This window comes from Bacillus sp. 05T22, assembly GCF_056396765.1.
Map to the genome: position 1 here is coordinate 99,485 of NZ_JBFTMC010000003.1, position 20,231 is coordinate 119,715.

Here is a 20,231-nt window from a genome sequence, read left to right on the forward strand (position 1 = left end):
TATAGCTTTGCAAATACGTACACAGTTAGATCATTGGACCAAAACATCATGGCTTCAATTTCTTGGGATTTTGTTAGTTCTCTTTTTCTGTTTTCCACTCATAAATTCTGCTTTTACCATACTTCCAATTTGGTTGTATGAGCAAGCTAACCAAAATACAAATGCACCTTTACTTGAATCGTTAAAAAATATTAGCTATGAATTCGTAGCTCTACTCTTTTTGGTACTATACACGATGAAGTATAAGCCACTTAGACAACTTGTTTTACCAGCTGTTGATTTTCAATGTTTAAAAACTTTTCGCATGTACATCTATGTACTAATTTATTATGTGATTGGTGCTTTTATCGACTTCTTTATATTAGATAAACTATTCCCTGAATCCTTACAAGAACAGCTAGATGTGCTAGATTTCGCTACTTTAGAGCACTATAAATTTCTATTAGTTCTCGCAGTCGGAATCATTACACCTATTTATGAGGAACTTGTATGCAGGGGATTGCTTTTACGTTTCTTTGAAGAGAAGTTTACATTTTGGCCAGCTGCGCTTTTATCCAGTCTATTATTTGGCATCGCTCATACATATTCAGTTGGTGTGATGGTGAGTGCATTTATTACTGGACTATTTGCCGCATTGTTATATAAACAAACAAAATCTATCATTCCAGCTATGCTACTTCATATCATTATCAATACTTCTTCTTTCTTTTATTAAATAAACCTTTTATTGTAAAATACAACTTACAAATTAGGAGGAATTTATAATATGCAAATATTAAGCTTTCTGTGGGTTTTCTTTATGCCCGTACTTGTATCATGTGGAATAGTTGGTGGAATTTATTTAGTTATAGCAGGAGTCAGGTATCGAAAGCTACTTGTTATTACAATGGGGATTATTTGTTTCTCATTCGTCGCTATGCCTTTTATTTTCTGGGGAATGGGGATTGATGGCAATAAGATCTTACCAATTCCAACTGTCCTGTACTGGATTCTTTTCGCTTTAGCTGGCTTATTGGCAGGTATAAGCGGGATACGTAATCAAATTAAGAGCATTCGCAATATGGGGATTATCATTTGTTCGGCAGGAGTACTGGGAGCTATTTTCTATCAATTGATGTCTCTGCCGATGTAGTTTTTTAGAATATAAGAACACAGAAAAAGCAGAGAAAATTAATTCCCTGCTTTTCGGTTCGGCTTATTGCCTGATGGCAAGAATAATGATAATACCCAGGCAATACCCGCTAATATTGTTGCAATTAAGAAAGCATCATTAATACCATTAATCGCAGACAGCTTCGAAATTTGCCCGAATAATAGTTGTGAGCTCATCGCATCTCCAGCTTGTGCTGATCCAGCTACGGATGCCAAGCTTTGTCCCATTCCGTGCACTTTATCAACTAAAATTGGATTTGTTTTTGTTATCATATTCCCATAATCCGCTACGTGATTGGTTGTTTGCTGCGTCATAATTGTAATTAAGATTGCTGTACCAATTGAACCTGCTACTTGTCTAGATGTATTTTGTGTTGCTGTACCGTGAGAAATTAATTTCATCGGCAGTGCGTTCATACCTGCTGTCATAATTGGCATCATAATGAATGACATACCAAATGAACGTATAATATAATCCGTCATAATGACGCTATATGGTGTATCCATCGTTAGCTGCGTAAATTCATACGTTGCATATGTCGTAATCGCTAATCCAACTATTGCTAGCGGGCGAATACCATACTTATCAAATAACTTACCTGCGATTGGTCCCATAATCCCCATAATTAATGATCCTGGAAGAAGTAGGAGACCTGATTCAATTGGCGTAAAGCCACGAATATTTTGAAGGTATACAGGAAGTAGTAACATACCTCCGAATAATGCCATTGTTACAATGGCGTTAATTAATAATGTAAAAGTAAACGTTGGATATTTAAACACTTGTAAATCCAGCATTTTGTTATCCGTCGTCATCTCTCTCCAAATGAATAATGCTATACCAATTACACCAATGATAAGTGAAATCACAACTTCGGCACTGCTCCAGCTGTTATTTCCAGCTTCACTAAATCCATACAGTAAGCTACCAAGTCCAATACTTGAACTAATAACGCCAAACATATCTAACTTTATTTTATAAACTGGCTGAGCTAGTGTAAAGAATTTTAAAGATAGTACTATGATGATTAAACCGATAGTGAACATCCCGTAGAACATTAAGTTCCAGCTATAATTTTCAATAACCCAACCTGTTACAGTTGGTCCGATAGCTGGCGCTAAAATCATTGCCACTCCAAGTAATCCCATTGCAGCTCCGCGCTTATGCGGCGGGAACAAAGTCATGAAAATATTCATACCAACTGGCATTAAGATACCAGCGCCTACCGCTTGAATTACACGCCCTATCATCATCATTGTGAAGGTTCCAGATAACGCACAAATAATAGAGCCGACTGTAAAGAATAGCATAGCTGCTACAAACAATTTTCGATACGTAAACCGAGAAACTAAGAAGGCGCTAATTGGCACTAAAATCCCGTTCACAAGCATAAATCCTGTAATTAACCATTGCGCTGTTGAAGTTGATACGTTGAATTCATTCATTAATGGTGGCAAAGCAACATTAATGATTGTTTGATTTAAAATCGAAACGAACATACCGAGAATTAATACTGCTACAACTGCTTTTACATTGACATTCTCTACCGGCAATTGCTTTTTCGGTGCTTCTTTTTCAAGTTTTGATGTTTCTTGCTTTGTTGTTTCTAATTCGACTACATTTGAAGGTTCTTGCTCTGATTGCGTTGTTTCTATCTTACTTACGGCTGGGACTTGTTCTTCTCCCGCGTTCGTTTTTTTCTTTCTTAAAAGACGATTTACAAGGAAGAAGACGATGATACAAAATAATGCATATCCTACAATTAAACCTGAGGACATTTTATCTTCCCCCCCCTTACTTATGAATGCGAACTGTCACATTCATTCCAGGAACAATATTTACTGATTTGCTATGATCTAAAGAAACTTTAACTGGTACAACTTGTGTTACTTTCGTATAATTTGCTGTTGCATTGCTTGATGGTAACATAGAGAACGTATTTGCTGTTGTTAATCCAACTCGTTCTACTTTTCCTGTTAATGTTGTATCAGGATATGCATCTACATATACGTCTACTTCTTGACCTTTTTGTACACTATCAATGTCTGTTTCTTCAATATTTGCTGTTACCCATAAATCGTTCATATCGTATGCATATGCAATTGGACTACCTGCTCCGACAAACGCATTTGTTGTTGCGTTGGATTGAACAACTGTTGCATTTTGAGGAATTGTTACGTCGATTGTTTGCTCACCATTTTGTCCTGATACAGTAACAGCACCTAATTTATCGTTTTCATTGTAGCTCTTACCTACTTCGGCTTTCCATTCTGCTAATTTCCCTGCTACTGGTGATGCAATTGGAATCACTTTTCCATCAATTTTTGCATTATCTGTTTTCAAGTAATTTTCAGATTGGTTGTAGTAGTAATAACCGCCGATACCGCCGCCAACTAATACAATTAATGTGATAATATTAATAATCACCATTCTTCGAAATTGATTCATTGCTTTCCTCTCCTTATATCGCATATAATTTTTTTACTAAACTATTTATATTCCTTTTGTTTATACTCTTTAATTGTTAATTATGTTAACCATTAACCAAAAAAAAGCACACCTTTTGCATAACAAAACAGATTCTTGTTTGCATGCGAGCGGTGCAGTTTTCTAAAGGAATATCCTTTATAATTATAAATAATTATTTTGAATCTACAACCAACAATTTAAGTATGTATGTTGTTTATCCAACAATTAACTACATTTGTGTTGATTAAGTAAATAAAATTCAGCAAGGAGAAATAAAATGTCTATTAAAAATACAAACGATCCGCGTGTAAAACGAACGAGACAATTGATACAGGATGCTTTTGTCGCTTTAGTAGGCGAAAAAGGGTTTGAAAATGTCACAGTGCAGCATATCGCTGAGCGTGCTCCTGTCAATCGCGCTACCTTTTATAGCCATTATCATGATAAGTACGATTTATTGGATAAGAGTATAGAGGAGATGTTAGCATCTTTATCAGAAGTGATTAAGCCAAAAAAGCAAACAAAAGAAGATTTTCAGCTTACATTTGATTCACCTAATCCAATTTTTCTAGCCTTATTTGAACACATCGCTGAGAATGCAACCTTTTATAACGTAATGCTCGGAGACAAAGCAGCCGGAAACTATTCTTATAAAATGATGAAGACGATTCAGACACATTTAACGTTAAGTCTGTCTATTTCACAGCCAGACGATGACGAACTTATGGTTCCTCGTGATATTCTCATTAGCTATGTAACAGGTGCGCATATCGGGATGATTATGTCGTGGTTAAAAAGAGGGATGATTTATACGCCGCACTTTATGGCGATGCAGCTTACACGTTTAATTATTTTAGGGGCTCATACTGCGGCTGGATTAGAGAGACCTTTTTGAAACAGATAATAAAATAATGGAAGGTACTGACCTTGAAAATCTATTGGTAAATAATGTGTATTGTATTATTTTCGCTGATTTACAAGTATATCCGAAAGACAAAGTTTCAGAAATTGAAACTTATGAAGAATTCGTTGAAAGTGAGTGTGAACTCGTTCTTTTCGTAGTGGACAGCTGTTATACCGTTATTTACTGCAAAGATAAAGAAAAACTCGAATTGCTTTACAAAAATGCAGACAGCTTCGGATTTAAAAATATACAATTTATTACTGATGAAAATGACACAAGAACAAGAATAACTGCATGGTAAAACATAAAAAAGCGAAGGGAACCCCCTTCGCTTTTTCTTATTAATTAAATGTGATATTATGTACAGCCTCTTTATCAAGACGTTTGATAACTTCTACAATTAACTTCACTGCATTCTCATAATCATCACGATGTAACATTGCTGCATGAGAGTGAATATAACGAGTTGCAATCGTAATCGCCATAGATGGAATACCATTGACAGAAATATGAATTGCCCCTGCGTCAGTCCCGCCACCAGCTACAGAATCATATTGATAAGGGATATCTAATTCATCCGCCACATCAACTACGAAATTGCGAAGCCCAGTATGTCCAATGACTGATGCATCATATAAAATGATTTGTGGCCCATCGCCCATTTTACTTTGCGCTTCTTTTTCTGTTACTCCTGGTGTGTCGCCGGCAATACCAACATCTACAGCAAACGCGATATCTGGTTTAATATAATGTGCAGATGTTTTCGCACCGCGAAGACCTACTTCTTCTTGAACAGTTCCAACGCCGTATACAACGTTTGGATGCTTTTCATCTTTTAATTGTTTTAACACGTCAATTGCAATAGCACAGCCAATGCGATTATCCCATGCTTTTGCAAGTAGCATCTTTTCATTTTTCATCACTTGGAATTCAAAGTATGGTACAACCTGATCCCCTGGTCGTACGCCCCATTCCATTGCTTCTTCTTTGCTAGAAGCACCGATATCAATAAACATGTCCTTAATTTCAACCGGTTTTTTACGAGCTTCTGCTGGTAAAATGTGTGGTGGTTTTGAACCAATTACACCTGTTACATCACCTTTACGTGTTACAATTGTTACGCGCTGCGCAAGCATAACTTGTGACCACCAGCCACCAACTGTTTGAAAGCGAAGGAAACCTTTGTCATCAATTTGCGTAATCATAAAGCCAACTTCATCTAAGTGGCCAGCTACCATAATTTTCGGACCGTTTTCTTCCCCAACTTTTTTCGCAACTAAACTTCCTAAATTATCTGTAGAAAGTTCATCTGCAAACGGTTCAATATATTTTTTCATAACTTCACGTGGTTCGCGCTCATTACCTGCAATCCCGCGTGCATCTGTTAATTCTTTTAGCATTGTCAATGTCGAATCTAATTTTGTCATTGCCAACACCCTCCTTTTTCTTCATTCACTTCATTATACAAAATTAAATTGAAATATTCAAAAAAACAAATCAATACCCTTGTGTTTGACGCTGATGATTGACTTCGTTTTTATCTAAATATGCTTTTTCAATTTCTTCTTGACCAAACTCAAGAGCTTGTCCTAAACGAAGGTAGCTTGTAAATAGTTCAATATAATTTGTAATAGACGGTTGGTCCGTAAAACGAATTACTTTCGCATACGTGTCTAAGAAAATTTCAACTTGTGTTTTGTTCGTTTGAGCACATTTATAAAATAGGAAGTTTTTATCAATTCCTAGGTCAATTCCAATCGATAAAATAAAGTGCAGACCATCTACATATTCTTCAAGTATAACTTCACGTTCAGCTGCTGGTTTTTTGCTCCAATATTTAAAACAACGTGTTTCATTTGCAAGTTCTCCAATTTCAACAAGGAGTGCTAGCATTTTTTCTTTTAATAATTTCTTCGGTTGTAAATCATGTTCTTTCACAATACGATCATCTAACTCTTTTTGTAATTTAAATAGCTGTAGTAAATCCATTCTATTCCTCCTCCAACATCGCATAAAAACAATGTTGTTTCATCTCATATTTATTGTAAGCTTTAAAAATCCTACCCTTTATTATCTAATTAGCTTCCTAGCCCCTTATAAAATAGCTTGTCCCTAAATCATCAATACGTTTCAGACATCATCTACATATGATGAAACTTCCATATCATCTTTCCATTATAGCAGTGTCGTTTCTACTAGGAAAGATGCCTTTAAACGACAGTAAAAAAGCCAGAGGAAATCCTCCGACTTTTTTACTGTATATTCTTCTATATTGTTATAGCTTTTATACTTATTTTGTCATATCAAGTACAACACGTCCATTAATCTTTCCTTCTTCCATTTCACTAAAAATCTCATTAATTTCATCAAGATGACGTGTTTCTATAATTGCTTTTACTTTTCCTTCTGCGGCAAATTGCAATGTTTCTTGTAAGTMTTTTCTTGTCCCTACGATAGAGCCAATAATTTTCACGCCATTTAAGACGGTATCGAAGATTGGTACTTCCATCATTTCTGGTGGTAACCCTACTGCTACACACGCGCCACCTCGTCTAATAGAACGGTACGCTTGATCAAATGCCGGTTTTGATACAGCTGTGCAAATAGATGCATGCACACCTTTTACTTTCTCGAATATCCACGCTACCGCATCTTCTTTAAGTGGATTCACGGCTAAATCTGCACCAAGTTCTTTGGCGAGCTCTAATTTATCATCTACAGTATCAACAGCAACAACATGTAATCCCATTGCTTTTGCATATTGAACAGCTAAATGCCCAAGGCCACCGATACCAAAAATCGCAACCCAATCGCCAGGTTTTGCTTCTGATACTTTTAATGCTTTATATGTTGTAACACCGGCACAAAATAGCGGTGCTGCATCAACGAATTCTAAGTTATCCGGTACTTTCACAACATAATCAGCTGCTGCAACGCAATACTCTGCATAACCACCATCAACTGAGTAACCTGCATTATGTTGATCTAAGCAAAGCGTTTCACGGCCAGATAAACAATATTCACAATGACCACACGCTGAATATAGCCATGGTACTCCAACCCGGTCACCAACTTTTACGTGAGTAACACCTTCCCCTACTTCTTCAATAACTCCAACACCTTCATGTCCTGGAATTAGTGGGAGTTTCGGTTTTACCGGCCAATCACCGTGCGCCGCATGTAAATCTGTATGGCAAACGCCGCATGCTTCAATATGTACAAGAACTTCACCAAGTCCAGCTTTTGGTTTTGGAACTTCTTTCACTTCTAACTTCTCTTTGAACTCATTTACAACTGCTGCTTTCATGTAAACGCCTCCTAGTTATAGATACAAAAAGTTCTTACAAGTTCATCTTAATATAATAGAAGAAACGAGAGGCAGTTGAATTATGACAATAATTTGCGAAATATATCACAAATTATTGAACGATTATATTAATTATAAAAGCAGCTCCAAACAATAAAAAAACCTCAGAAGAAAATTCTTCTAAGGTTTTTGAACAATTAGTTTAAGTTGTTTTTTGCAACTGTTGCTAATTCAGCGAAAGCTTTTTCGTCATGAACAGCTAAGTCAGCAAGCATCTTGCGGTTAACTTCGATACCAGCAACTTTTAAACCGTGCATTAAACGGCTGTAAGAAAGACCGTTAATACGAGCAGCTGCGTTGATACGAGTGATCCATAATTTACGGAAGTCACGTTTCTTTTGACGACGGTCACGGAATGCATATAGTAAAGATTTCATAACCTGTTGGTTAGCAACCTTAAATAATGTATTTTTAGAACCGTAGTAACCTTTTGCTAATTTTATAACTTTTTTACGACGTTGACGAGTAACTGTACCACCTTTTACTCTTGGCATAATATTACCTCCTATTTGTTCTATATATCAGCCGAACTTATTTTAAGTTGTCAAGCATTTGACGAATGCGTTTGAAGTCACCAGCGCTTACTACACCAGCTTTACGTAGTTTACGTTTAGCTTTCGTAGATTTGTTAGCGAATAAATGGCTTGTGTAAGCGTGTGAACGCTTAAGTTTACCAGATCCAGTCTTTTTGAAACGCTTTGCAGCGCCGCGATGAGTTTTTTGTTTAGGCATAGGTATTTCCTCCTCTATCTATTACTTATCGTTTTTCGGTGCTAAAACTAAGAACATACTACGTCCTTCCATTTTAGGCTTAGATTCGATTGTACTAACTTCAGCACAAGCTTCTGAGAAGCGATCTAAAACACGTTGACCGATTTCTTTATGAGTAATGGCACGTCCTTTAAAGCGAATTGACGCTTTAACCTTGTCGCCTTTCTCTAAAAACTTGATAGCATTACGAAGTTTTGTGTTAAAGTCGTGTTCATCAATTGTTGGACTTAAACGAACTTCTTTCATGCTAATTACTTTTTGATTTTTGCGCTGTTCTTTTTCTTTCTTTTGTTGCTCAAAGCGGAATTTACCGTAGTCCATAATGCGGCATACTGGCGGTTTCGCATTTGGAGCAACCAATACTAAATCAAGATTAAGATTTGCAGCTAAGTCTAAAGCGTCATTACGAGACTTGATGCCAAGTTGATCACCGTTCGCACCAACTAAACGTACTTCACGTGCACGAATTTGCTCGTTAATCATCATATCCTTGCTAATAGTAAGCCACCTCCAAGGTTTTCTTAGAATACGTTTGTAGTCATAGAACCCAAACAAAAAAGTGTGGGCATACGGACACCCACACTTGTACAATCTTAAGTAAGAAAGACATTTACCTGCTAACTGCGTATGCGTCAATCAGGTGAGAAGCGGGTGCTTCTACTTGTTCTACAAAACAATATTCTATTATCCTTGATGAGTTTACCATAGGATATAACGTCTGTCAAGAAGACGCATTTTACTAACAACAAGAAATATTGTAACAAACAACACGAATACATGCAATACTTTTTTATGATAAGTCTTGTTTGGTTATTATTTCTAATTTTTGTTCCCCTTATCCATAAAACAAAGGCGCGGCATGCCGCGCCTTTTCCTTAGCGTTTTCCTTCAACTTTAATCATATCAACAAACGCATCTAATGCGATTGTTTCTGATTTTTGTTCACCGTATTTACGTACGTTTACGCCGTTTTCAGCAACTTCATTGTCACCTACTACAAGCATATACGGAATTTTTTGCATTTGTGCTTCACGGATTTTATAACCGATTTTCTCTTCACGAGTATCCACTTCCACACGGATACCAGCACGTTGCAAGTCTTCCTGTACTTTCTTCGCGTAGTCTAAATGTACTTGCGGAGAAACTGGGATTACTTGTACTTGAACTGGCGCTAACCATGTTGGGAATGCACCTTTGTACTCTTCGATTAAGAAAGCAACGAAACGTTCCATAGTTGATACAACACCGCGGTGAATAACAACTGGACGATGAGGTTTACCATCTTCCCCAACGTAAGTTAATTCAAAGCGCTCCGGAAGTAAGAAGTCTAATTGTACAGTTGAAAGTGTTTCGTCTTTTCCAAGTGCAGTACGAACTTGAACGTCAAGTTTTGGACCGTAGAATGCAGCTTCACCTTCAGCTTCATAGTACTCAAGACCCATTTCATCCATAGCTTCTTTTAACATAGATTGTGCTTTTTCCCACATTTCATCGTCAGCATAATACTTTTTAGTATCTTCTGGATCACGATAAGATAAGCGGAATGAATAATTTTCTAAACCGAAGTCTTTATATACTTCTAAAGTTAAGTTTACAACGCGTTTTAATTCTTCTTTAATTTGATCTGGACGAACGAAAATGTGCGCATCATTTAAAGTCATTCCACGTACACGTTGTAATCCAGATAGTGCACCCGACATTTCATAGCGGTGCATTGTTCCAAGCTCTGCAATACGAATTGGTAATTCACGATAGCTGTGGATATCGTTTTTATACACCATCATATGGTGAGGGCAGTTCATTGGACGAAGTACTAATTCCTCATTATCCATTTCCATTGATGGGAACATGCCATCTCGGTAGTGATTCCAGTGACCAGAAGTTTCATAAAGCTCTCTGCTTCCTAATACTGGAGTATATACGTGGTCATATCCTAAGCTCGCTTCTTTATCAACAATGTAACGCTCAATAATACGACGGATTGTTGCACCTTTTGGTAACCAAAGCGGTAAACCTTGTCCTACTTTTTGGCTATTTGTAAATAATTTTAACTCTTTACCTAATTTACGGTGGTCACGCTCTTTCGCTTCTTCAAGCATACGTAAATGCTCATCTAATTCTGCTTTCTTCACGAATGCAGTACCATAAATACGCTGTAGCATTTTATTATTGCTATCGCCACGCCAGTAAGCACCTGCAACACTTAACAATTTAAACACTTTAATTTTCCCTGTAGATGGAAGGTGAACCCCACGGCAAAGGTCGTAGAATTCGCCTTGTTCATAAATTGAAATAACCGCATCTTCTGGAAGATCGTTAATCAATTCTAATTTTAGTTCATCGCCAATTTCTTCATAACGGCGAAGTGCTTCCGCACGTGGCACTTCATGACGAACGATTTCTAAATTCTCGTTCACAATCTTTTGCATCTCTTTTTCGATTTTTGGGAAGTCCTCAACTGTAATTGCTTCTTCCATATCGATATCGTAGTAGAAACCATTTTCGATTACTGGACCAATACCAAGTTTTACATCTTTATATAAGCGTTTTAACGCTTGTGCTAAAAGATGGGCTGTTGAGTGGCGTAAAATGTATAAGCCATCTTCAGAATCTAATGTAATGATTGAAACTGCACCATCTTCTTCAATTGGTGTACGAAGATCGATCATCTCATCATTTAATTTTCCAGCCACAGCTTTTTTCTTTAAGCCTGGGCTAATAGAAGCTGCGATTTCTTCAGTTGTTGTTCCTTTTGGAAACTCCTTCACAGCTCCATCAGGGAAAGTAATTTTAACTACATCTGCCATCACTGGTCACTCCTTTTTTTCTCAAAATAAAAAACACTCATCCCGTAAAAAGGGACGAGTGTTGAATTCGTGGTTCCACCCTTGTTCCAATTAACTAAACTGTCAATTGCTCAAGTTCAACATAACGGTGTTGGCCGTTAGCAATTACTAGAAAAAATGTTCACTGCTAAAGTTTAGAGGTGGTAAGTAATAAACCCGTACTAGGAAGCTCGCACCCTAAGGCTTCCCTCTCTGAAAATCGTAGTAAATCACTCATGTCCTCATCGTAACATTTCAATATATTTCATTTATGTAGGTAATTATATGCTCAAAAACTTAGAAAATCAAGGGCGTTCCCTTTATTTTTTAAATTTTTCACGTTGTGTTCAAATTCATGCAGTGCACATAACTGAACTCGTTCTTGAAATACATTTTGAAGGGTAACAATCATATTGTGATCTTGCTCTTTCGTGTACAAATAAATCATTCTCGGCGCAATAGAAAGAAGCGGTGCAATTACCTTCGTGTCAATATATACGCCCTGCTTATTTAGTAAATCCTCTTCTATATATTGAACCAATTTTTCTTGTTTTAAACGTATTCCCTTTTCATCATAAAAAATAAAACTTTCATCAAATACAAGATGTAGACACGGTAAACGTGATTTTCGGCTGCTCACTTGTTGCCTTAGCATTTCTACAAACATTTGATATTCTTGCTCCATTTTATATTCATCGATCGCCACTTCCGCAAGTCGGTGTACCATCTCCCTATATGCGCGGAGGCGAAAACGAATATAAGATGAAAAAGAAAAAGAAAGCGGGTCACAGAGCCATCCTTTTAAAGAAGACATAATACGGACTTCAATTTTATTACGTGTTAGATCACGGGCAATTCCTTTTCGTTTTCCATTTAAGATAGCATGTGCCATATGTAAAATTTGATGGCACTCTTCTTGTTCTTCATAAAAAAATTTCTCTTTTAAAATAGTACGAAGCCATTCGTTTTGTTTTATATTAACAATAAAATAAAGAAGTACTGGTGTTAAAACTTTCTCAATATAATTCGATTCGCATATTGGTATATGAATCGTTACCTTTTGTTCATATAAATAAACACTTGTTTCTTTATATAGCTTTTCCGTTCTCTTTATCAGTTGTTGATATACGTGCGCAGCATCATTTTTTTCTTCGAAGCAGATTTCAATCACTCTTGTCCCCCCTTTTATCCCGCTCTACGGAGTTACTTTCTCTCAAGCCCCCATAAGAGTCCAGTTCACGAAAGCTAGGCGCTAAGTAGCAATACCTTCTCCCGCTTCACTCTACAATCCTTGCTAATTTTATATATATTAAGGGACTAGAAAAAAAATGATACAAGCTCGTATGAAATTTCAAACATATACTGAAGAAACAAAAAAAGAGCAAGCAGTATGCTCACTCTTTACGTATGACGACGATTTTTCCCACCAATTGGAACTGGCTTTGCCAAATACTTAATACGCTCCATAATACGCGCCGCTTTCATTTCTTCTGCTTCTCCACGCTGTGTGTAGGTTAAATGATGTTCTAGCTGTTTAAAGTCAAAATTAGACGTAAAGAACGTCGGTAAGTTTTCAAGCATACGGAACTGCAGTATAGCACCAAGCACATCATCACGCACAAAGCTTGACATTGCTTCCGCCCCAATATCATCTAACATTAATACTTGTACACGCTTCACCGCATCAATCTTTTCACCTATCGTATTATTTTGCAGTGAGCTTTTAATTTCTCGTAAAAATTCTGGTAAGTATACGATCATTGAACTTATTTTTTTTAAGGCTAATTCATTCGCAATCGCTCCTAAGAGATACGTTTTCCCTACACCAAATTTACCGTAGAAATATAACGCTTGTACTTTTTTTCCAGGTTCGTATGCACTTAAAAATTCATTCGCTGCACGAATCGCCTCAATTCGCGGTTCTAAATCTGATGGATCTAAATTTTCCATAGAAGCCTGTAAAATATCACTTGGCATATAGACACTTTGAACTAACTTTTCATATTTCTTCCGCTCATCATAAGCCACTTTTCTTACGCAGCGATCATATTGAATATCAATCATCTTACCTTGAATAATCAGTTTCGGCTCATACCCTTGAATCATATTTTCACATGATTCTAAGTTTGGACAATCTGCACATCCAACACTTTGTCCAATGTATTCATACAGTTTCACAAGACTTCGCTCTATCATGGAAGTCGTCACTTCACCTTTATGTTCTTCTACAAACTCTTTCACACGCGGATGAGCCATAACTTCCGCTTTTAACACTTCATATCTATTTTTAAAATTCTCATTTTGCATTAACTTTGCAAATGAATTTTGAATATGCTCCATTCTTTCACCTCAAAGAGCGTTCATTCTCCTCTATCAATCACGCTTATATTTTTTTAACTCTGCTTCCAATTTCTTTCGTTCTTCTTCTAACTTGCTCGATTTTCCCGCCACATTCGTAAGTTCCTTAGGCTGTTCTTTTGGTTGTTCCTTGGATTGTTCTTTCAACCAATCGGGCACCATTTCTTTCCGCACTGTTTTCTTCGAAGTATGACCCTTTTTCTTCGTTTCAGCCCATTCTTGATATTGGCGATTCTCTTCTTTCGCCAATGCCATCGCTTCTGATACCGTACCTACTTTTTTTCGTGCCCAGTGCCCCGCAATTTTCTCAACATATGTTTTGGCAAGCTTCATATCCGAACGCAGCATTACATAATAAATAAGTACATTGACCACACCTGGCGTTAGTTTTTGGTTCATCATTACTTCTTCTACAATTTGCAAATCTGCTTTCGTTGCTTCTGCCCCGCCTGAAATTTCTTTTAACAATTGTTTTGGAGAAATTTCTTCTAGCTGTTTAATAAGCATCTCTTCTTGCGTAGACGGCTCTTTCTCTTTCATCGTACGTGCAGCATGAGGCTGTACTCGTTCACTTAACACTGGGAGCGCTTGACCATTTTCAAATTGATACCAATCACGCGCTCCTTTCCGAAGCCTTTCCATATCAATCGTTTGCAATTCTGTCATTGCACCAAGCACAATACTTTGCATCGACAGCACATCCACACCATACACGTAAGAGAGTGTAACAACACATTCACGCACTTGGTCCGTAATCGCTTTTCGCGGCACAAGAGTCGATAACCCTTCTACAAATAAAGAAAAATCAAAGAAATCGTTCCAAAGTTGTGGGGCAGTTCCTTTTTCATTGCCCGGCATAACTGCGCTACTTGGAATTCGAAGTTCCTCTTGCGCATGCTCAAATTGCCCTGGATTAAAAGACCCAAATACATCATTAAAGGAATGTGTAACATTTTCATAAGAAGCAAAGTCAAACTCTTCTTCTAAAAAATATTGTTTAACTTGATTATATTTTGCACGGCTTAATCGATTATACAAAAAGATGCTCAGGACAATATCATCAAAAAATTGTTTTGGTGATAACGGCGGCTGCAATTCGTATATAAACATTCGAATATCTTTTTCTTTTTTAATATATACGTTTAAAAGCCCAATTGCTTCTAATTTCATCCGTTCTTCATATACTTCAGGAAGCTGCATTTGCATTGTCACCATAAGAGAGTGGTGTGTATTCTCTTTTCCAAATACACGATCCTGCTCTAGCTCTCCCCACAGCGTCATGTATAAGCTAAAAGCCTTGCTACCCACTAATGGTTGATATAACGTCGTTAATACCTTCCGATCGTAACTATGCAGCAACCCTTTTGCACTTACTTTATAACGATCAATTGGCAATAGCTCCATCCATGACTGTTTTTCCATCCTTGCAATTCCTTTCTTTCTTCCATTCTACGTATATAATTCCTTAGTGAAAAAGAGCTAATAGCTTTCGCTTCTAGCTCTTTTTCACCACTATTTGCGGGCTCAAAGTTTCACTTTATTCTCGTTCTTTTTGCAGTATATCTTTTAATTCTTCAATAAATACATTTAAATCTTTAAATTGACGATATACGGAGGCAAATCGTACATAAGCAACATCATCAATATCTCGAAGTGCTTCCATTACGATTTCACCGATCATATCACTTTTCACTTCTGATATTCCTAAATTACGAAGTTCACGCTCCACATTTTGTGTTACTTCTTCTAATTGTTTTAACGATACAGGTCTTTTTTCACACGCTTTAATTAATCCACGTAAAATYTTTTCTTTATTAAACTCTTCTCGTGTTCCCTCTTTTTTTACAACAATAAGAGGTGGTTCTTCTACTCGTTCAAATGTCGTAAATCGATTTAAACAACTTTCACACTCTCTTCTTCTTCGAATAGAGCGTCCCTCATCTACCGGACGTGAATCCAATACTCTTGTACCATTATGAAAACAGGCTGGACAACGCAACTCATTCACTCCCTTGCAATTTAATCTTCAGTCTTTTTTACTTCATCTACATGTGAAAATATATATACAATATTATATAACCTATTTGTATTTGCTCACTACCTTATCCTACTATTTCACGTTCAATAATACGTTACTTTTAAAAAATTTACTTTATAGCAAGCATTCGTCAAAAACAGTCTACCATTTTACAATTTCAAATTTATATAAACTAAAAAGAGGTGCATTATACACCTCTTTACATTTTAAATCAATTATGTTCTTTTTTAAAGAGCTTTTGTTTCTCTATGCTTAATTTCGAAGCTACCTGTGCCTCGAGGAAGCTCGATGCTCTCTCGCGTTTTCGCATTTAAACCTTCTGCAATATACTCTGCAGCAACATTTGGATCAATACGATCCCCACAAGTATAAACATCAATACTTGCATAACCGTGCTCTGGAAAGCTATGAATTGTTAAATGTGATTCCGAAATGATTACAACTCCACTTACACCCTGCGGCGCAAACTTATGGAAAGCAACCTCACGTACTTCAGCACCTGCTCTTAGTGCTGCATCCACAAATAATTGTTCAATAAACGGCATATCATTCAGTTTGTCGAAATCGCAATCCCAAAGTTCAGCGATTACGTGACGACCCATCGTGTCCATAGTATCCATTCTACAGTTCCCCCTTGTAAATTTAATCTAACTGTTCGAATTGAAAACTAATTTGCAATTTGGCTTGCTCCACTACCACGGGGGAAAGTTAGTCCAGAGAGGTCCTAACCCTTTAAGTAGTGACTACGTACCTCAGCTCTTAAGTTTACGAGTGTTAGTATACTTTGTTTATTTTCATTTTGCAACAACAGTTTTTTCGATTTTTTGTCATATTCTCTTCTTTACTTTTCCCCAAAAAAATAATTGATTCACAAATGCAGTAATCACAATGGTTTTTTATATGTACCATTTATAAAAATATACTCATATAATTTTTTCCTTTTCAGAAAAAACATAAAAAAGAAGACACGCAATCGCTTGCCTCCTTTTTTATCATTTTTTATCATTAAATGTGTTGTACACTTTCTTGTTTTGCTAATTCGTTAACAACTAACTTCACAAGATCTACAACGCGACGAGAGTAACCCCACTCGTTATCATACCAAGCAAGTACTTTCACTTTACGTTCACCCATTACCATTGTAGATAAGCCATCAATGATAGCAGAATGTGTATTTGTATTAAAGTCGATAGAAACTAAAGGTTCTTCACTGAACTCAATAATCCCTTTCATTGCACCGTTTGCAACTGTTTTAAACGCTTCATTAATGTCTTCAACTGTTACATCACGTTTTACATCTACTACTAAGTCAACAAGAGACACGTTTGGTGTTGGAACGCGAAGTGCCATTCCGTGAAGTTTTCCATTTAAATGTGGAAGAACTTTCGCTAATGCTTTCGCAGCCCCTGTTGTTGTAGGAATAATAGACTGTCCACAAGCACGTGCTCTTCGTAAATCTTTATGTGGGTTATCAATATTTTTTTGGTCATTTGTATAAGCATGAACAGTTGTCATTAAACCGTTTTCAATTCCGAACTGCTCATCTAACACCTTAACAACAGGCGCTAAACAGTTTGTTGTACAAGATGCATTTGAAATAACAGTATGTTTTGTAATGTCTAATTGTTCTTCGTTCACACCAACTACAACTGTTACATCTTCATTTTTACCAGGTGCTGTTAAAATAACTTTTTTCGCTCCAGCTTCTACGTGAAGTATCGCTTTTTCTTTTTCATTAAATTTACCAGTTGCTTCGATTACAACTTCAACACCTAATTCTTTCCAAGGCAACTCTTTTGGATCGCGGTTGTTTAGAAGGCGAATCATTTTCCCATCCACTAATAAATGATCTTCAAATGCTTCCACTGTTCCGTCAAACTTGCCATGAACTGTATCATACTTGATTAAATGTGCTAATGTTTCTGATGGATAGCTTGCGTTGATTGCTACAATTTCGAATGCGCTTTCTTTTATTGCTTGACGAAATACCATTCTCCCAATACGTCCAAATCCATTAATTGCCACACGAATCATAATATGTTATCCCCCTTGAATGCGTTATACTATTTATCTCTAATCCCAATAATAGTATAACACAAAAAGAGGATATGTCACTAAACATTTTCACTAATTTCACAATTTTTTAGTTAATGATGTTCCACTCTTTTAAAATGCGATGTAATTGGGCTTTTGTCTCAGCAATTGTGCCATCATTATAAATAACTTTATCAGCTAATGTTATTTTCTCCGCTAAAGACATTTGGGAATCAATACGCGCTTTTGCTTCCTCTTCTATAAAGCCATTCCGCTTCATTAAACGTTCTAACTGCGTACTAGGTGCTACAGCTACAACTAAAATTTGATCAACAAGTGAAGTTAGCTTACTTTCAAATAAAAGCGGAATATCTAGTACAACCGCTTGCATGCCTTCCTTTATGTACATGTCCTTCTGCACATTCATTTCTTTGCGGACAGCTGGATGAACAATTTTATTTAAGCGCAATCGTTTTTCTTCATTATGAAATACAATACTCCCAAGCTTCGGACGATCAAGTTCGCCATCTGCTTGTAATATTTCTTCACCGAATACGTCTACAATTTCTTTATATGCTTCTTTACCTTGTTCTACAACTTCTCTTGCAATAATATCCGCGTCAATTACAGGTATGTGCAGCTCACAAAACATTTGTGAAACAGTACTTTTTCCGCTTGCAATACCTCCTGTTAAACCTATAACAATTGTCATTCTATTTCCTCCTCACAAATAGAAGCGTGAAACTTATGTTTCACGCTCCCACTTACATTTTCCAAATTCCAATAATAATAAGTAAAATCCCAGGTAAGAACGTAAATTTTTGTAACCATCGCATATTCGATAAAACCGTTCCTATCCTCATTCCGATAAATAAAAACAGAGAACTCATAACGGCAACTAACACTGCCATCATGGCGGGTGTATATCCTAGTAAGGATGCACCAATCCCTGCTCCAAACGAGTCTACTGAAAGAGCGATACCTAAAAGCAAGGCTTCTCCACCAGAAATCGTGCCTGATTTATCAAAATCGGCAACAGTCGGTTTCCGTAAAATTTGAATGACTAACCCAAGCGAAGCAATTTCTAACTTCCAAACTTTCTCTTCTTGCYGCGGTTCGTCTTTTTTATCACTCCGAAAAAACTGATACAACACCCACGCTCCAATAGCCACTAAAACGATTCCGCCAATGCGCGTTGCAATCACTGGAGAAAACACCTTAGCAATCATATGTCCAATTCCCATCGACACAAGCATAACAGCCGCTGAACACATTCCAATGATGAGTATCGATTTTAACGGAATCCGTACGCTCCGCAAACCATAAGTAAGCCCTACACTACAGCTATCCAAACTTAATGTAAAAGCTAATAAAATAAGAGAGAAATAATGATACATCGGTAAGCTCCTTCCCTATACATAGCTTTGCTGTATGTATATGACAAATGCCTATCCGATGTTATTAGAAAACAATATCTTTCTTAGCTTTTTGGCTGGCACATAGGACAATAATGCGTTCCTCGTCCACCAACAACTGTCTTTTCAATCACATTTCCACAAGTTACGCATGGTTCACCTTTTCTTCCATACACATTTAGAAGCTCTTGGAACGAGCCAATTTGTCCTTGCGAATTGATATACGTTCTGATTGTACTTCCACCGCGCTCAACAGCCTCCGCTAATGTTGCAACGGTCGCCGCATGAATCTTTTCTATTTCAGCTTTCGTTAAAGATGAAGCTTCTCGTTCCGGGTGAATCCCGGAACGGAATAAAACTTCATCTACATATATATTACCAAGCCCGACTAAAAGACGTTGATCGAGCAATACAACTTTTATTTTACGGTTTGTCTTTTGCAATCTTTCTTGCAAATACCCTACTGTCAGTTCAGCGTCAAATGGCTCCGGCCCTAAATCAGCAAGTGGCATTTGGTCAAATTCTTCACCTTTTTTAAAGAGATGCATCGTGCCGAACTTTCTTACATCTTTATAGTGTAACTCTGTACCATCTGTAAACTGGAAACGCACATGCGTATGTTTATCTACCGGCTCATCATCTTTATGAAGCAAATATTTCCCTTCCATACGTAAATGTGAAACAATAACATACTTTGTTACATATAGAAGTAGAAACTTACCTCTTCGCTCAATCCGTTCAATCTTTTCACCTCGTAACATTTCTTTAAAGAGCTCTGCGTCATCTGGTCGCTTTACTAATTTTGGATATGTTACGATCACATCTTGAATTGTTTTTCCCGTTACAAGGTTTTCAAGTGTCCTTCTAACATTTTCAACCTCTGGTAGTTCAGGCATT

At 36.9% G+C, this 20,231-nt stretch carries 22 protein-coding genes and 2 other annotated features; of the genes, 4 read left to right on the forward strand and 18 right to left on the reverse strand.

Annotated elements, in window-relative coordinates; translation table 11 throughout:
- The first annotated feature begins 7 nt into the window (after nucleotides 1–7).
- Complete coding sequence (locus AC1DIT_RS02145) at nucleotides 8–715, forward strand: CPBP family intramembrane glutamic endopeptidase (protein WP_016116566.1); 708 nt, start codon at nucleotides 8–10, stop codon at nucleotides 713–715.
- Between the two features lie 51 nt (nucleotides 716–766).
- Nucleotides 767–1,132, forward strand: a complete 366-nt coding sequence (locus AC1DIT_RS02150) for a hypothetical protein (protein ID WP_016116567.1) — start codon at nucleotides 767–769, stop codon at nucleotides 1,130–1,132.
- A gap of 38 nt (nucleotides 1,133–1,170) precedes the next feature.
- Here AC1DIT_RS02150 and AC1DIT_RS02155 read toward each other — a convergent pair whose 3' ends face one another.
- Together AC1DIT_RS02155 and AC1DIT_RS02160 are read right to left on the reverse strand one after the other, a co-directional pair.
- Nucleotides 1,171–2,931: a DHA2 family efflux MFS transporter permease subunit gene (locus tag AC1DIT_RS02155; protein ID WP_016116568.1), complete on the reverse strand. Its 1,761-nt coding sequence runs from the start codon at nucleotides 2,929–2,931 to the stop codon at nucleotides 1,171–1,173.
- Between the two features lie 16 nt (nucleotides 2,932–2,947).
- A complete protein-coding gene (locus AC1DIT_RS02160; protein ID WP_016116569.1) occupies nucleotides 2,948–3,601 on the reverse strand; it encodes an HlyD family secretion protein in 654 nt (217 codons plus the stop codon).
- A gap of 298 nt (nucleotides 3,602–3,899) precedes the next feature.
- Between AC1DIT_RS02160 and AC1DIT_RS02165 the strand changes: the two genes are divergently transcribed.
- On the forward strand, nucleotides 3,900–4,517 hold the full coding sequence (locus tag AC1DIT_RS02165; protein WP_006096191.1) for a TetR/AcrR family transcriptional regulator: 618 nt from the start codon (nucleotides 3,900–3,902) through the stop codon (nucleotides 4,515–4,517).
- Between the two features lie 16 nt (nucleotides 4,518–4,533).
- Nucleotides 4,534–4,827 carry a DUF2691 family protein gene (locus AC1DIT_RS02170; RefSeq protein ID WP_016116570.1) on the forward strand — a complete coding sequence of 98 codons (294 nt, stop codon included), beginning with the start codon at nucleotides 4,534–4,536 and terminating at the stop codon, nucleotides 4,825–4,827.
- A gap of 40 nt (nucleotides 4,828–4,867) precedes the next feature.
- Here the strand turns inward: AC1DIT_RS02170 and AC1DIT_RS02175 are convergent, their stop codons facing one another.
- From AC1DIT_RS02175 to mutM, 16 genes are all read right to left on the reverse strand, one after another.
- Nucleotides 4,868–5,953 (reverse strand): M42 family metallopeptidase, encoded by a 1,086-nt coding sequence (locus AC1DIT_RS02175; protein ID WP_016116571.1) that lies wholly within the window; start codon nucleotides 5,951–5,953, stop codon nucleotides 4,868–4,870.
- Nucleotides 5,954–6,023: 70 nt separating this feature from the next.
- Entirely contained in the window at nucleotides 6,024–6,515 is a 492-nt protein-coding gene (locus tag AC1DIT_RS02180; protein WP_003200923.1) for a dUTP diphosphatase, read from the reverse strand.
- A 301-nt stretch (nucleotides 6,516–6,816) separates the two neighbouring features.
- Nucleotides 6,817–7,833: an alcohol dehydrogenase AdhP gene (gene adhP, locus AC1DIT_RS02185; protein ID WP_476998035.1), complete on the reverse strand. Its 1,017-nt coding sequence runs from the start codon at nucleotides 7,831–7,833 to the stop codon at nucleotides 6,817–6,819.
- A 197-nt stretch (nucleotides 7,834–8,030) separates the two neighbouring features.
- The gene (gene rplT, locus AC1DIT_RS02190; RefSeq protein WP_003201011.1) at nucleotides 8,031–8,387 is read right to left on the reverse strand and encodes a 50S ribosomal protein L20; all 357 of its coding nucleotides are present in this window, start codon (nucleotides 8,385–8,387) and stop codon (nucleotides 8,031–8,033) included.
- Between the two features lie 37 nt (nucleotides 8,388–8,424).
- Nucleotides 8,425–8,625 (reverse strand): 50S ribosomal protein L35, encoded by a 201-nt coding sequence (gene rpmI / locus AC1DIT_RS02195; protein ID WP_001125945.1) that lies wholly within the window; start codon nucleotides 8,623–8,625, stop codon nucleotides 8,425–8,427.
- Between the two features lie 21 nt (nucleotides 8,626–8,646).
- Entirely contained in the window at nucleotides 8,647–9,150 is a 504-nt protein-coding gene (gene infC, locus AC1DIT_RS02200; RefSeq protein WP_000973214.1) for a translation initiation factor IF-3, read from the reverse strand.
- A gap of 61 nt (nucleotides 9,151–9,211) precedes the next feature.
- Nucleotides 9,212–9,333, reverse strand: a sequence feature (ribosomal protein L20 leader region).
- Nucleotides 9,334–9,539: 206 nt separating this feature from the next.
- Entirely contained in the window at nucleotides 9,540–11,471 is a 1,932-nt protein-coding gene (gene thrS / locus AC1DIT_RS02205) for a threonine--tRNA ligase (protein ID WP_016116573.1), read from the reverse strand.
- Between the two features lie 47 nt (nucleotides 11,472–11,518).
- Nucleotides 11,519–11,747: a binding site (T-box leader), on the reverse strand.
- Nucleotides 11,748–11,778: 31 nt separating this feature from the next.
- Complete coding sequence (ytxC, locus tag AC1DIT_RS02210; RefSeq protein ID WP_016116574.1) at nucleotides 11,779–12,660, reverse strand: putative sporulation protein YtxC; 882 nt, start codon at nucleotides 12,658–12,660, stop codon at nucleotides 11,779–11,781.
- 230 nt (nucleotides 12,661–12,890) lie between these two features.
- Nucleotides 12,891–13,829 carry a primosomal protein DnaI gene (dnaI, locus tag AC1DIT_RS02215; protein WP_016116575.1) on the reverse strand — a complete coding sequence of 313 codons (939 nt, stop codon included), beginning with the start codon at nucleotides 13,827–13,829 and terminating at the stop codon, nucleotides 12,891–12,893.
- 33 nt (nucleotides 13,830–13,862) lie between these two features.
- Nucleotides 13,863–15,269 (reverse strand): replication initiation and membrane attachment family protein, encoded by a 1,407-nt coding sequence (locus AC1DIT_RS02220; protein ID WP_016116576.1) that lies wholly within the window; start codon nucleotides 15,267–15,269, stop codon nucleotides 13,863–13,865.
- A 115-nt stretch (nucleotides 15,270–15,384) separates the two neighbouring features.
- Entirely contained in the window at nucleotides 15,385–15,846 is a 462-nt protein-coding gene (nrdR, locus tag AC1DIT_RS02225; RefSeq protein ID WP_016116577.1) for a transcriptional regulator NrdR, read from the reverse strand.
- Between the two features lie 266 nt (nucleotides 15,847–16,112).
- Nucleotides 16,113–16,496 (reverse strand): adenosylmethionine decarboxylase, encoded by a 384-nt coding sequence (gene speD / locus AC1DIT_RS02230; RefSeq protein WP_006096185.1) that lies wholly within the window; start codon nucleotides 16,494–16,496, stop codon nucleotides 16,113–16,115.
- A 394-nt stretch (nucleotides 16,497–16,890) separates the two neighbouring features.
- Nucleotides 16,891–17,919 carry a glyceraldehyde-3-phosphate dehydrogenase gene (locus AC1DIT_RS02235; RefSeq protein ID WP_016116578.1) on the reverse strand — a complete coding sequence of 343 codons (1,029 nt, stop codon included), beginning with the start codon at nucleotides 17,917–17,919 and terminating at the stop codon, nucleotides 16,891–16,893.
- Between the two features lie 109 nt (nucleotides 17,920–18,028).
- Nucleotides 18,029–18,631, reverse strand: coding sequence for a dephospho-CoA kinase (gene coaE, locus AC1DIT_RS02240; protein ID WP_016116579.1), 603 nt, complete (start codon nucleotides 18,629–18,631; stop codon nucleotides 18,029–18,031).
- A gap of 52 nt (nucleotides 18,632–18,683) precedes the next feature.
- Nucleotides 18,684–19,316, reverse strand: a complete 633-nt coding sequence (gene ytaF / locus AC1DIT_RS02245; protein ID WP_476998036.1) for a sporulation membrane protein YtaF — start codon at nucleotides 19,314–19,316, stop codon at nucleotides 18,684–18,686.
- Nucleotides 19,317–19,399: 83 nt separating this feature from the next.
- Nucleotides 19,400–20,230, reverse strand: a complete 831-nt coding sequence (mutM, locus tag AC1DIT_RS02250; RefSeq protein ID WP_003200990.1) for a DNA-formamidopyrimidine glycosylase — start codon at nucleotides 20,228–20,230, stop codon at nucleotides 19,400–19,402.
- Nucleotide 20,231: the final 1 nt, after the last annotated feature.

Bases quoted from the DNA above. Each gene is read 5' to 3' on its own strand.
- thrS (WP_016116573.1), bottom strand. From the start codon at position 11,471: ATGGCAGATGTAGTTAAAATTACTTTCCCTGATGGAGCTGTGAAGGAG.
- AC1DIT_RS02150 (WP_016116567.1), top strand. From the start codon at position 767: ATGCAAATATTAAGCTTTCTGTGGGTTTTCTTTATGCCCGTACTTGTA.
- AC1DIT_RS02155 (WP_016116568.1), bottom strand. From the start codon at position 2,931: ATGTCCTCAGGTTTAATTGTAGGATATGCATTATTTTGTATCATCGTC.
- rpmI (WP_001125945.1), bottom strand. From the start codon at position 8,625: ATGCCTAAACAAAAAACTCATCGCGGCGCTGCAAAGCGTTTCAAAAAG.
- speD (WP_006096185.1), bottom strand. From the start codon at position 16,496: ATGGACACGATGGGTCGTCACGTAATCGCTGAACTTTGGGATTGCGAT.
- dnaI (WP_016116575.1), bottom strand. From the start codon at position 13,829: ATGGAGCATATTCAAAATTCATTTGCAAAGTTAATGCAAAATGAGAAT.
- AC1DIT_RS02170 (WP_016116570.1), top strand. From the start codon at position 4,534: ATGGAAGGTACTGACCTTGAAAATCTATTGGTAAATAATGTGTATTGT.
- coaE (WP_016116579.1), bottom strand. From the start codon at position 18,631: ATGACAATTGTTATAGGTTTAACAGGAGGTATTGCAAGCGGAAAAAGT.
- mutM (WP_003200990.1), bottom strand. From the start codon at position 20,230: ATGCCTGAACTACCAGAGGTTGAAAATGTTAGAAGGACACTTGAAAAC.
- rplT (WP_003201011.1), bottom strand. From the start codon at position 8,387: ATGCCAAGAGTAAAAGGTGGTACAGTTACTCGTCAACGTCGTAAAAAA.
- AC1DIT_RS02235 (WP_016116578.1), bottom strand. From the start codon at position 17,919: ATGATTCGTGTGGCAATTAATGGATTTGGACGTATTGGGAGAATGGTA.
- AC1DIT_RS02165 (WP_006096191.1), top strand. From the start codon at position 3,900: ATGTCTATTAAAAATACAAACGATCCGCGTGTAAAACGAACGAGACAA.
- infC (WP_000973214.1), bottom strand. From the start codon at position 9,150: ATGATGATTAACGAGCAAATTCGTGCACGTGAAGTACGTTTAGTTGGT.
- AC1DIT_RS02180 (WP_003200923.1), bottom strand. From the start codon at position 6,515: ATGGATTTACTACAGCTATTTAAATTACAAAAAGAGTTAGATGATCGT.
- AC1DIT_RS02160 (WP_016116569.1), bottom strand. From the start codon at position 3,601: ATGAATCAATTTCGAAGAATGGTGATTATTAATATTATCACATTAATT.
- AC1DIT_RS02220 (WP_016116576.1), bottom strand. From the start codon at position 15,269: ATGGAAAAACAGTCATGGATGGAGCTATTGCCAATTGATCGTTATAAA.
- AC1DIT_RS02175 (WP_016116571.1), bottom strand. From the start codon at position 5,953: ATGACAAAATTAGATTCGACATTGACAATGCTAAAAGAATTAACAGAT.